9 protein-coding genes are annotated in these 12,157 nt (G+C 64.6%); 1 reads left to right on the top strand and 8 read right to left on the bottom strand.

Annotated elements, in window-relative coordinates; genetic code table 11:
• Positions 1 to 61 precede the first annotated feature (61 nt).
• The 7 genes from DESPR_RS03560 to DESPR_RS03535 all read right to left on the bottom strand — a co-directional run bounded on the left by DESPR_RS03560 (position 62) and on the right by DESPR_RS03535 (position 9,104).
• Positions 62 to 2,047 carry a B12-binding domain-containing radical SAM protein gene (locus DESPR_RS03560; protein ID WP_043769627.1) on the bottom strand — a complete coding sequence of 662 codons (1,986 nt, stop codon included), beginning with the start codon at positions 2,045 to 2,047 and terminating at the stop codon, positions 62 to 64.
• 1 nt (position 2,048) lies between these two features.
• A complete protein-coding gene (locus DESPR_RS03555) occupies positions 2,049 to 3,500 on the bottom strand; it encodes a GTPase/DUF3482 domain-containing protein (RefSeq protein ID WP_015723446.1) in 1,452 nt (483 codons plus the stop codon).
• On the bottom strand, positions 3,497 to 5,128 hold the full coding sequence (locus tag DESPR_RS03550) for a DUF2868 domain-containing protein (protein WP_015723445.1): 1,632 nt from the start codon (positions 5,126 to 5,128) through the stop codon (positions 3,497 to 3,499). The genes DESPR_RS03555 and DESPR_RS03550 overlap by 4 nt, the downstream gene beginning before the upstream one ends.
• A 240-nt stretch (positions 5,129 to 5,368) precedes the next feature.
• Positions 5,369 to 6,442, bottom strand: a complete 1,074-nt coding sequence (locus DESPR_RS03545) for an adenylate/guanylate cyclase domain-containing protein (protein WP_015723443.1) — start codon at positions 6,440 to 6,442, stop codon at positions 5,369 to 5,371.
• Between the two features lie 11 nt (positions 6,443 to 6,453).
• Entirely contained in the window at positions 6,454 to 7,548 is a 1,095-nt protein-coding gene (gene aroC / locus DESPR_RS03540) for a chorismate synthase (RefSeq protein ID WP_015723442.1), read from the bottom strand.
• Positions 7,549 to 7,797: 249 nt separating this feature from the next.
• Entirely contained in the window at positions 7,798 to 7,959 is a 162-nt protein-coding gene (locus DESPR_RS18315) for a hypothetical protein (protein WP_015723441.1), read from the bottom strand.
• A 116-nt stretch (positions 7,960 to 8,075) separates the two neighbouring features.
• Positions 8,076 to 9,104 carry an NAD-dependent epimerase/dehydratase family protein gene (locus DESPR_RS03535; RefSeq protein ID WP_015723440.1) on the bottom strand — a complete coding sequence of 343 codons (1,029 nt, stop codon included), beginning with the start codon at positions 9,102 to 9,104 and terminating at the stop codon, positions 8,076 to 8,078.
• A 94-nt stretch (positions 9,105 to 9,198) separates the two neighbouring features.
• Here DESPR_RS03535 and dinB point away from each other — a divergent pair, with 94 nt between their 5' ends.
• The gene (dinB, locus tag DESPR_RS03530) at positions 9,199 to 10,401 is read left to right on the top strand and encodes a DNA polymerase IV (RefSeq protein ID WP_245529479.1); all 1,203 of its coding nucleotides are present in this window, start codon (positions 9,199 to 9,201) and stop codon (positions 10,399 to 10,401) included.
• On the opposite strand, the gene DESPR_RS03525 is transcribed toward dinB, so the two are convergent.
• Complete coding sequence (locus DESPR_RS03525) at positions 10,346 to 12,061, bottom strand: cation:proton antiporter domain-containing protein (protein ID WP_015723438.1); 1,716 nt, start codon at positions 12,059 to 12,061, stop codon at positions 10,346 to 10,348. The two genes, dinB and DESPR_RS03525, sit on opposite strands and share 56 nt — an antisense overlap.
• Positions 12,062 to 12,157 lie beyond the last annotated feature (96 nt).

Raw genomic sequence — 12,157 nt, 5'->3', positions numbered from 1 at the left:
TAAAAACTGCCGGCCGGCAAATCAGGTTTCCGTTCCGGCAACCGACGGGCCGAATTTCCCGTCAGGGGCAGGCAGTCGGCAACAACACCCCTTCCCTGACCAGCTGGTCGAGCAGGCGCACCTGCCGGCCGCCCTCGTCGCCGGCGAGCATCGCCCGATGGGCGGCGAGATTGGTTGGCCGCTCGAAGGGCCGCAGGGTGTTGCGGTAGGCGGCGTGGGACAGACAGAGGATACCGCCGGCAAGATACAGGTACACCGTGCGCCGGTAGGTCAACCGGTCCTGCCCGCGTTCATGCAGGCAGCGGAGCAGGGGCACCAGATCGAGATAATCCTGCTCGTGGACGGAGATCCGGTTTGGATCCAGGACAAAACATGCCGCCTGCGGCTCGTCCGCGACGGGCGGCGGAGCCTCTCCCCTACCCTGGGCAAGTTTCTTGCGGCTGAAACGAAATAGATCGGCGAGGAACGGCGGCGGCGAACCGCCATGACCGCTCTCCAGCCGCTGGCCGAGGGCGGCCAGGAGGGCATCGAGCGGCGGGGCGGCGAACCAGGCGGCCGGATCATCGGCGGCCAGCATCGGCCCAATCACCCTTTCCAGCTCGGCGATCCATCGATCCCCGTACCAGGCCAGCAGCAGATGCACGAGCTCATGGCCATGGCGCTCCAACTCGTCCAGGACCAGCAGCAGGGCCTCCAGCCGTAGCACGAATGGCCGGGGAAGCTGATCGGGAATCAGCAGGCAGAGGTTGTCCACCGGAAACGGGTGAAGGCGGCCCTGATCCACGCCGGTCTTGAGCTCGAGAAAGCGGGCGAAGTCGCGGGGCCGATCCTGGTGATCCTGCCAATAGCGGCTGCCGACATCGGTGGACAGATGGTCGAAACAGACATGGACCGGCAGCTCCTGGCAAATCATGCGGTGCTTGAACAGGAGGATGTCCCTGACCTCCCGCTGCAGGTCGTCGACGGTGAGCGTCGGATGGTAACGGCTGAAAAAAACCTCGATCCGCGCCCTGCCCTCGAAGGCCTCGCTGATGGCACGGAAGTTGTCTTCCATCCGGGCCAATGTATAGGTGGCGCCGCGCTTGATGGCTGTTCGCCGGGCGTCATCCACCACCTCGGGCGAAAACTCGAATATCGGCAGGGATGCCGCGCAGTCGAAGGCGCGGCGGTAGAGGTCGAGGAACTCGGCGTCGAGCAGGTGCCAGGCCCCATAGTGGCAGACGAAATGGCCGCGCAGTCCGGGGTCGTCCGCAATGACGCGGAATAAGGTTTTGATGTATGCCGGATCGTTCTCGTAGCAGAGATAGAGCACCGAGGTCCACGGTTTCAGCCGGTGCAGGTCGGAACGGACGGCCGCAAGCGAACGGACCACCGGTGCCTGGCGGCCGGAGTGGAGGCGGAAGGCATGCCGGCTGCCGCCGCAATAGGTGCAGTCGAACACGCAGCCGCGACCAAGAAAGAGGGGAAAACCGAGCTTGGCGGTGATCTTGTCCAAATAGCGCCGGGCATCGTCGAGCACGCTCAGGTCGGCAAAACTCAACCGATCGAGCAACGCGGTGTCCATCAGCCACCGCTGTTGGCTGCGGCCAATGTTCCCGTCCGATTCCCGCCACACCAGATTGGCGATTTCCCCCGGCGGGCGGCCTTCCAACAGCTGGGCCACCGGCTCCTCGGGATCGCCGGTCACCACGTAATCGAGTTCGGCAACTGTCCGCAGCAGGTCCTCGGCAAAATAGGAAGCGGTGAATCCGCCGCAGAGGGTGACCACCGAATCGCTCCAGTCCCGCACTGTCGCAAGCGCCGCCAACAGGCCATGGGCGGTTTCCTGCCAATGGCAGACCAGGCCGACATGGGTGGGCCGCAGGCGCTCCAGTGCCTCCCGCAACCGCTGCCCCGACTCGGCCTCCGGGTAGAGCGACGGGCTGAAGATACGCGCCTCCACGCCCCGCTGGGCGAGGAAATCGCACAGGCCGAAGCTGCCCATGGGGATGTAGAAGAAATAAGGGCTGGCGCAGTTGACGATCAACAGGCGGGGCGGCATGGACATATCACGAGTGTTCGGCCGGATCGCCTTCCACGCCGAGCAAAGCCCGATCCTCGCTGAGCCCGAGGAACTGATCGCGCAGCAGATCTTGCAGAGCCACCGAGGTTTCCTCGATCTCGCCCTCGTGGCCCTTGAGCACGGCACGGAAAAACCGGTCACAAACAGCTCGCTGCTCCCGCTGCCAACGTCGGGTGAAGCCACCCGTCGCCCCTGCGGTCATGGGCAACGCCGCCATCCGTTCGTAATCGCGGCGGCCATGCGCCCAGTTGATCACATGGGAATAAAATAGCAGCCCCCGGTCAAGGAGGATGTAGAGCAGCTGGATGTTGGTGACCGGCCCCACCCGCAACTGCTCGCCGCCCATCTTCATGCCCAGCAGGCGGACGCCGGAAAGCAGGTCCTTGCCCTTGAGCGCCGTGGCACCGGCGCCAATCAGGCCGCCGACCGCCGAGAACAGGCCAAAGGAGGTGCCGACGGTGGCGGCGTCGATGCCCACCCCCAGGGCCGCCCCGCCCAGGGCTCCGGCCAGGATGATCTGCCGCTTGCTCAGGCCGAGGAACTCCCAGGTGCGCTGACTGAACAGGTCCTCGGCCAGGATCGACTGCGGCGGCAGTTCGAGATTGAAGATATTGTGCTTGAACAGGGCGCGGATCGCCTGCTGGGCCTGCCGCTCCCGGCCGGTGACATACTCAAGGTAGTCTCGGTGCAGGTCCTGGCGCTTGCGCTCCTCCTCGTCGGGCGCGCAGGGGACCACCCGCCGGTAGCTGATGATATCGATGAGCATGGCGGCGAGAATGGCGGCGGTCCGCTGGCTGCGTACCTCCCAGTCGTCCTGAAAGGCCTCGATCACCGTGCGCAGCACCGGTTCCAGCTGCTGGTCGATGGATTTGAGGCTCTCCAACAGATCGATGCGCTGGCGGTAGTTGGCCCGGCAGGAGTTGAACAGGCGGACCGCATTGAAATGCTTGCGGAACTCGCCCTGCCACTTGGCCAGATACCCTTCCTCCTCGTCCTTGCAGTTGATCACCGCCATGCGCGGCGCCCCGGTCAGACGGAGGATCTCCATCTCGGCCCGGTCGACGTGGCGCAGGGGACGGGAACCGTCAACCACAAAGATCACCCCCGCACCGGCCGCCACCGGCCGGAGCAGTTCGCAGTCGTCTTGAAAGGCCGGATCATCCTGGTGGGCGCCGATGAAGGCCTCCAGCATGCCCTCTTCCGGGCCCTGATAGGATTGCAGCCACTCCAGGGTCTGGCGCGGGTTCTGGAACCCCGGGGTGTCGATGAAACGGATGATCTCCCGGCCGTCGATGCGCACCGGAAAAGCCTGGCAGACCACGGTTTCTCCGGGCGTGGCGCTGACCCGTACCGAATCGTCCTCCGCCAGGGTGGACAGCACCGAGGACTTGCCCTCGTTGGGATGGCCGATGATGGCGAATTCCGGAACCGTTTTCATGGTTGCACCAGGGGTTGCACCTCAAGACAGGGATCGCCCACGGCACGCATCTTCTGCCGCCAGACACGCAGCTGCTCAGGATCGACCGGGGTGAGGATGGTTTGCGGCGTGGGCTTGCCGATAAGGACAACGGTCAACGGCGTGTGCTCGCCGGCAATATCGCGCAGTGCGCGCAACAGCAGCTCGGTCTCCTTGAGCGGCGGCTGCCAGGCTTCCTGGAGCAGGAGCACGCTGCCGAGCCCCCCTTGCTCGACGGCGGTGCGCAGCGGCAGTAACGCCTCCGCGAGCGGCGCACCGGGCTGCCCATGGCGGACACACTCGACCCGGCCGTGACCCCATTGCGACCTGAGCCGCTCGACGAGCAGTTCTTGCGGGCACTCATCGTACAGTTCATCGGCGATCAGCAGGACGGTCGGCGCATCGTGAACGGCCGGCGCCGAAGCGGCTGGCGGCGCGGCCGGTTCCATGCCCCGCCCTGGTCCTCCTGGTTCGACCGACTCGGCTGGCGGCCGTGTTATTGGCCGCCCCTGGCCGGTGGACTCCCGCTCGCCGTTGGTGTCGATCCGGGGAGTGGTCATGCGCTGCAACAGCGGCCGGATGCTCAGGGTGGCGAAGTGGAGCGCATCGAGGGCGCGGCGCTGCCCCACTAGCCCGAGCATCAGCAGCCCGATCCGGGGCAGCAGGCCGTAGGTCACCACCGCGCAGCAGAGAAAGGGCCACCACGAGACCAGATCGGCAGTGGCCAGATGCGCCATGCCCTCCTTGAGCACCACCTGGCTGCCTTGGATCTGCGCCAGGCTCGGATAGGCATGGGGAACGAGCCACGACCAGGGCAGGGCGATCCAGCGCACCAAGCTGGCCACCAGCTCGGCCGAGAGCTGCAGGCTCGACTGCCAGGCAAAGGCGATGTCGGCAAAGGTGACCTTGGCCAGGGTGGCGCCGATCACCCCGAGATTGAAGCCGATGCCGCCCAGCTGCACCAGGATGAAAGCCGGCCAGATGAGCAGTGCCGCCAGTTCCTTGCGCTGGCGCACGCCGCCGAGCAGCGCCGCCAGATCCAACCGCCGCTGGCCGCTGAGATTGCGCTGCACCAGTCGGCGCATTCCGTCCATGCCTCGCATCAGCAACCGGCCGATGAGCGCGTAAAGGGCGGTCGACTCCATGGGCAGCCGGCGCAGGCGCCGGTAGACGAACAGCCCCCCCTGAAGGCCGATCATCACGAGCTGAAGGACGACAAACAGGCCAAAATAGACGGCCACATTCAGCGGCATGGTGCCGGCATAGACAAGCAGGGAACCGGCCAGGCCCGCCCCGGCCAGCAGGCCGCAGCAGAACACCAGCCCCCGGCAGAGCAGGGCCATTTCCTGCCACAGGGTGCCGGGCAGCACCTGCCCCTCGTGCCCGCGCTCCTGACGGTACTGCAGCCGCCGCATGGCCAGCCACTTGCGCACCAGGATCCGGGGCGGAATATCGTCCATTTTGCCCAGCTGCGGCTCGATCTTGGCCACATAGATGATCCGGTCGCGCTTGGCCAGCGCCGCTTCCCCCTCCCTGCGCCGCAGCTCCTCGTCGGCCTGGAAAAAGAAATGGAGGTCGATCAGGTCGGCAATGTTCCACAGCTTGTTCACGGCAGGGTATCCAGGCAAGGCATGGGGGGACAGAACAGAAGAAGAGGGCACGGTGGCAACATGGAATCGTCGTCGAGCAGGTTCAGAAAGAGCGGCGCGGACAAATCGCTTGCTGATCGCCACGCCCGTGTTGGCAGCACTCCTCCGTAGCAGAAAAATTGGCTCAGGACAAGGTAAAGCCGCACCTTCTCGATGCGGCCAGCGACCATGGCATCCGCTCGCCATCCACGGCCCGGTCGCCTAACCACCAGAGGTCTGGCCGCGCCGCCCCTCGAGAAAACAGGTCGACTGCTGTCCCTTGCCCTTCATTTCCACGCTCAAGGGGCAGGAAAAGTCGAAGGCGCCGTCCAGCCGGCGGCGAACCTCGGTCGAGACATTGATCCGCATCGGTTCGGACAGGGCTTCCAGGCGGGCGGCGATGTTGACTGCGTCACCGAAGATATCGTAGAGATATTTCTTGGTGCCGACAATGCCGCCCACCACCGGGCCGCAGTGCAAACCGATGCGCACCTGCCACGGCCGGGCCCCGGAGCGGTTGCGCTCCCGCAGATATTCGACGATCCCCAGGGCGGCCAGGGCTGCGTTCCTCACCTGATCCGGGCTGGCCTCGGGAATGCCGGCGACAAAGAGATAGGCGTCGCCGATGGTCTTCATCCGCTCGCAATGGTTGGCCTCGACGATCCGATCAAAGGCGCCGAACAGGGCATTGAGCTCGCCCAGCAGCTCTTCCGGCGACAGGGTGGTGGCGGCCACGGTGAACTGGACGATATCGACAAAACAGACCGTCACCTCGGGAAAGGATTGCGGCGTGTACGCCCCGCGCTCCATCAGTTCGTGGGCGACCCGGGCTGGCAGGACATTGAGCAGCAGGGCCTCGGACTTCTGTTTTTCCAGGCCCAGCTGACGGTTGCGCTCCTCCAGCTGCCGTTGCAGGCGGCACAGCTTGAGATGGGTGCTGATCCGGGCCAGGACCTCGGCCGGATGAAAGGGCTTGGTGATATAGTCGACGCCGCCGGCCTCGAAACCGCTGAGCTTGTCCGAGGTGTCGTCGAGCGAGGAAATGAAGATCACCGGAATGTCGCGGGTGGCCTCCCCGACCTTGAGCAGCCGGCAGAGTTCCAGGCCGTCCATCTGCGGCATGAGAATATCGAGCAGGATCAGATCCGGCCGAAAGGTCCGCAGCAGCGCCAGGGCCTCCTGGCCGTGATCGGCGGTCCTGACCGCGTAGCCCTCCTTGCCAAGCAGCTTGCACAGCAGCCGCTGGTTGATCGGCGAATCCTCGACCACCAGGATCGAGGCCGGATGTTCCAGCATGCCGCCGCTCCTCACAAGGGGCTGACCGTCAACCTGGCCCGCTGCCGCAGCGCCAGGTCGATGAGCACCAGCGCGGCCATGGACTCGACGATGGGCACGGCACGGGGCACCACGCAGGGATCGTGACGACCCTTGGCCTCCAGGGTGACCGGCTGGCCGTCGAAATCCACCGTTTCCTGGGCCTGGCCAATGGTGGCCACCGGCTTGAAGGCCACGCGGAAAACGATGGGCTCGCCGTTGCTGATGCCGCCCTGGACGCCGCCGCTGTAGTTGGTGCGGGTGCCCAGTTGTTCCCCCTTGCGGGTAAAGGGATCGTTGTGCTCGCTGCCGCGCATGCGGGTGCCGGCAAAACCGGAACCGATGTCGAACCCCTTGGTGGCGGGCAAGGAGAGCATGGCCTGGGCGAGCCGGGCTTCCAGTTTGTCGAACACCGGCTCGCCCAGACCGATGGGCACGTTGCGGCACACGCAGGTGAGGATGCCGCCGGTGGAATCCTTGGCCGCCAGCACCTCCTTGACCCGTGCCTCCATGCGGGCGGCGGTGGCCGCGTCCGGGCAGCGGACGAGGTGGGCGTCGACATCGGCTCGGCTGATCCGCTCCACATCCATTGCCGGGGCCTCGATATCGCCCACCGCGCTCACCCAGGCCACGATCTCGGTGCCGTAGGTTTCATGGAGCCACTTCTCGGCAATGGCACCCGCCGCTACCCGGCCGATGGTCTCGCGGGCACTGGAGCGGCCGCCGCCGCTGGAGGCGCGCACGCCGTACTTCATCTGGTAGGTGAAATCGGCGTGCGAGGGCCGGGGAATGCGGCTCATCTCGCCGTAGTCCTGCGGCCGCTGGTCCTTGTTGTTGACCAGCAGCATGATCGGCGTGCCCAGAGTACGGCCGAACTCGGTGCCCGAATAGATGGTCACCTGATCGGCCTCCTGGCGCGGGGTCGAGAGGTCGCTCTGGCCCGGCCGGCGGCGGGAGAGCTGCGGTTGGATGTCGGCCTCGGTCAGGGCCATACCGGGCGGGCAGCCGTCGACAATGGCGCCGACGCCCTTGCAGTGCGATTCGCCGAAGGTGGTGACTTTGTAGAGGGTGCCGAGGGTGCTGGACATGGGGGGACTCCTTGGAGGAAGTGAAAGTTTATAGTCTATTAGGCTGTGAGTTAGTAGGGTGGGCAAAGGGCTGTTTCTTTGCCCACCGGGAGTCGATACCATCGGTGGGGTGCGTACCCACCCTACCCGGCTTTTAGTCTGCCAAAACGGCTTTGCGATGGAACGGATCGCGGCAGGGGATTTTGTCCTCTGCGGTCGTCGTCGTGTTGTATCGCAACCGGTACCCGCCTAAGCCGGATTCCGCTGGATTCATTTGCCGCTGAACTCCAGCCAAAGCAGATACCCTGCACCCGCGAGCGAGGCGATGAAGATGATGCCGCGAATGATCAGGCCCTTGGTGGTCAGCAGTTTCGGGGGCGGTTGCGGTCCAAATTCCACCTTTTTCTCTTTTTTCCATTTCGATGGATTCACGCTTGAATACCTCTTTGATGAAAATTTATGGTGTAGACTTGGAGGGCACCATCACATCAAACGGTGGGCACGCAAACAACGCGTTTCTATCCTCCCCCTCGTAGACTATCAACCTATCACCCTAAAAACCTCTCCATATACCAATCCGCCGCCTTGTCGAGCCCAGTGCGCACCGAGTATTCGGGCTGGTAGCCTATCAGCCGGGCCCCCTTGGAGATATCGGCCAGGGAGTGGCGCACATCGCCGGCACGGAAGTCGCGGTAGACGGGTTCGGCCTGGGCCGCGGCTGGCATGCGCGTCGTCACCCGTTCGCGGATGAGGGCGAACAGTTCGTTGAGCGTGGTGCGCTCGCCAAACGCCACGTTGTAGACCTGGCCGGCAGCCTGGTCGTCGGCGGTGGCGGCGAGGATGTTGGCCTGGACGCAGTTGTCGATGAAGCAGAAGTCGCGGCTGGTTTCGCCGTCGCCGTTGATGTAGATCGGTTCATTTTTGAGCAAGCCGGCAAACCACTTGGGAATGACCGCCGCATAGGCGCCATCCGGGTCCTGGCGCTGACCGAAGATGTTGAAGTAGCGCAGGCCAATGGGTGCAAAACCGTAGACGCGGCCAAAAACATCAGCATACAGCTCGTTGACCAGCTTGGTGACCGCATAGGGCGAGAGCGGGTTGCCGATCCGCTCCTCGACCTTGGGCAGGTCGGGGTGGTCGCCGTAGGTGGAGCTGGAGGCGGCATAGACCATGCGGCGCACCCTGGCATCCCTCGCCGCCACCAGCATGTTGACAAAGCCGGTGATGTTGCTCTCGTTGGTGGTGATCGGGTCCTCGATCGAACGGGGCACCGAGCCAAGCGCCGCCTGATGGAGCACATAATCCACGCCGGTGCAGGCCTCGCGGCAGACAGCCAGTTCGCGGATATCGCCCTCGATGAAACAGAACCGCTGCCAAGCCGCCGCGCCCACCCGCGTCCGCACCTCGTCCAGGTTATGCTGAAACCCGGTGGCGAAGTTGTCCAGGCCAACCACCCGTTGCCCCAAGACCAGCAAACTTTCCAGTAAATTCGAGCCGATAAATCCGGCAACGCCGGTGACCAGCCAGGTGGCGGGCTGCTGGTGCAGCTGTTGCCGGCGCTCGTGATACCTTTCCATTTTGTCTGTTTCCCTGTCCTGTTTTTTCGTGTACCCTTTCGGCGCATCACACCGTGTAATCGACCGATAATAGCCATGGCCGCCCACAGCGTCAATGGAGATAACACCGGCTCCGTGCCGCCTTGCCCGCATGCCGACCACCCGCAAAATCATTCACATCGACATGGATGCCTTTTTCGCCTCGGTCGAACAGTTGGACCGGCCCGAGCTGCTCGGCCTGCCGGTGATTGTCGGTGGCGCGCCCAACAGCCGGGGGGTGGTCGCGGCCTGTTCCTACGAAGCCAGGGCCTTTGGCATCCATTCGGCCATGCCCAGCGTACGCGCCCACCAGCTGTGTCCGCAGGCGGTGTTCATTCGCCCGCGCATGGCGCGCTACCAGGAGATGTCGCGCCAGATCATGACCCTGTTCCGCCGCTATACCCCCCTGGTGGAACAGCTGTCCGTGGACGAAGCTTTCCTCGACGTCACCGACAACCTCATGGGCGAGCCCTCGGCCACCCGCATCGCCCAGGCCATCCGCGCGGCCATCCGCGAAACCACCGGTCTGACCGCCTCGGCCGGGGTCTCCTACAATAAATTCCTGGCCAAGATCGCCTCCGGCTACCACAAACCCGACGGCCTCACCGTGATCCCGCCGGACCGGGCCAGGGACTTCATCGCCGCCCTGCCCATCGGCAAGTTTTACGGCGTCGGTCCGGCCACGGAGCGGAAAATGCAGGCGCACGGCATCCGCACCGGCGCCGACCTGCTCCGCTTTTCCCGCCAGGAGATGGTCGCCCTGTTCGGCAAGACCGGTCATTTTTTTCACGACATCGCCCGCGGCCTCGACCAGCGGCCGGTGCAGCCGGTGCGGGTGCGCAAGTCGATCGGCGCGGAAACCACGCTCGCCGAGGATATCCTCGACTATGCGCGGGTGAGCGTGGTGCTCTATCAGTTGGTGCAACAGGTGAGCCGGCTGCTGGCCGAGAAAGCAACCGGCGGCCGTACCCTGACGCTCAAGGTGCGCTACAACGATTTCACCACCATCACCCGTTCCAGCACCACTCCCCAGGGGTTTTTCTCGGCACAGGACATCCTCGCCCAACTGCCTCGGCTGCTGGCCGCCACCGAGGCCGGACGGCGAAGGATTCGCCTGCTCGGGGTGACGGTGGCCAACCTGTGCAACGAGCAGGAGGCCCGGCGGATGCGCATCCGCCAGCTGATTCTGCCCTTTCCGCCGGCTCGGGCCACCCGCCCGGCCCCTACTCCTTCTGCAGATACACGGTCGAGGTTCGAATCAGGGCAAGAAACTCGGTGAAGCTCCGGGCCTGCAGGGTCTGGTCGATCATCGCCTGATCGCGGTACAACAGCGAAAGCTCGGCCACCATGTCGCCGCGAATGGCCGGATCGTTCTTCGGCGACAGGATGAGAAAGACCACGTGGGCGCGCTGCGTGTCCATGAACGACAACCCGACCCCTTGAGTGGAGAGGCCGGTGACCACGTAGGGCTGGCTGATGTGGTCCACGCCTGCGGCCAGCAAGAGCACATCGTTGACGATGGCCGCGCAGGCCACATCCTCGGGCGCGCAGCTGACCCGGGAGACCACGTACGGCTCCAGCCTCCCGCCCAGCACCTGGCCGACGACGGCGGTCATCTCCTCGATCACTCCCTTGATCGAGTCGGCCCGCAACTCGGGCAGAAAGAGGCCGAAACGGAACGCATCCTCCAGCCTTGCCTTGCGCGCCGGTTGCAGGATCAGCTGCATCATCGGCCCACCCATCATCGAGGTGAGGATGGCGGTGATCACCAGGGCCACGAACAGCTCCTGGGAAATGATCCCCCGTTCCAGGGCCAGCAGGCCAAGAATGATCTCCATCGCCCCGCGCGAATTCATGGCAAAGCCCACCGCCAGCGACTCGCGGCTCCCCATCCGTCCCCACTTGGCGCCCGCCGCGCCACCCACCAGCTTGCAGACGCAAGCCGCGACAAACACGATCAGCACCAGCACCCCGTCAAACCGGGTGATAAAGTTGACCTTCAAGCCGATACTGGCGAAAAAGAGCGGTGAAAAGACGCTGGACACGAACTGATCGAGGATGTAGCGGCTGCGCCGGCGCAAGTGGGGCGAGTCGCCCACCGCCATGCCGATGAAGAAAGCGCCGAAGATGGCATGAATGCCGATCCATTCGGTAAAGGCCGCGCCCAACAGGCTGAGGATGATCACAAAGCCGATCTCGCCGCCGGGCCACCAGGTATAGGCCTGGACATAGGGCAGCAGCCGGTGGATCAGCTTGCGGCCAATAGTGAAGACAAAGAGGATGAAACCCAGGGCGAGCGACACGGTCAGGGTGATGCCGTTGCCCATGCCGGCCACGTTGTCGATCAATCCCAGCACCACGGCGAAGATGATCCAGCCGACCAGATCGTTGAAGATGGCGGCGCTGACCACCACCACCCCGAAATCGCTGCGATAGAGGTTGAGGTCGAGCAGGGTCTTGACGATCACCGGCAGGGCCGAGATCGACATGGCGATGGCCAGGAATAGGGCGAACAGCAGGGGGCTGACATCCGACGGCAGGTCGAAAATCTGCGGCAGGCCCCAGGCAATGGCAAAGCCGGCTCCAAAGGGGATGGCAATGCTGGCCACCCCCACCTTGAGCCCGACCCAGCCCTTGCGCCAGACATTGGAGAGATCGACCTCCAGCCCGGCCACCATGAGAAAGAGGGTCACCGCCACACCGGCAATGGCATCCAGGGCCGATGCCATCGGCCCCTCCTGGGGGAAGAGGAAAGCGTTGGCCTCCGGCGCCAGGGTGCCGAGCACGGTCGGTCCGAGCAGCACGCCGGCCAGCAGCTCACCGAGTACCGACGGCTGCCGCAACCGACGCGCCAGTTCGCCCAGGATCTTGGCAGCCGCCAGCAGGGCGCCCAGGGCAAGCAGCAGGATCGCGGTATTGTGTTGATGAAGCGCATCCATGGAATTGTTCAGGGGGTGCAGAGGTGAACGGCCCACCACGAAGGCCAGAATCGCACTCTAGGGGATAACGTATTGAACGTCAAAGCAAAAATTATC

This window comes from Desulfobulbus propionicus DSM 2032 (assembly GCF_000186885.1).
Lineage (GTDB): Bacteria > Desulfobacterota > Desulfobulbia > Desulfobulbales > Desulfobulbaceae > Desulfobulbus > Desulfobulbus propionicus.
Note: the sequence above shows the minus strand (reverse complement) of the source record. Positions and strands in the feature narration are given on the sequence as shown.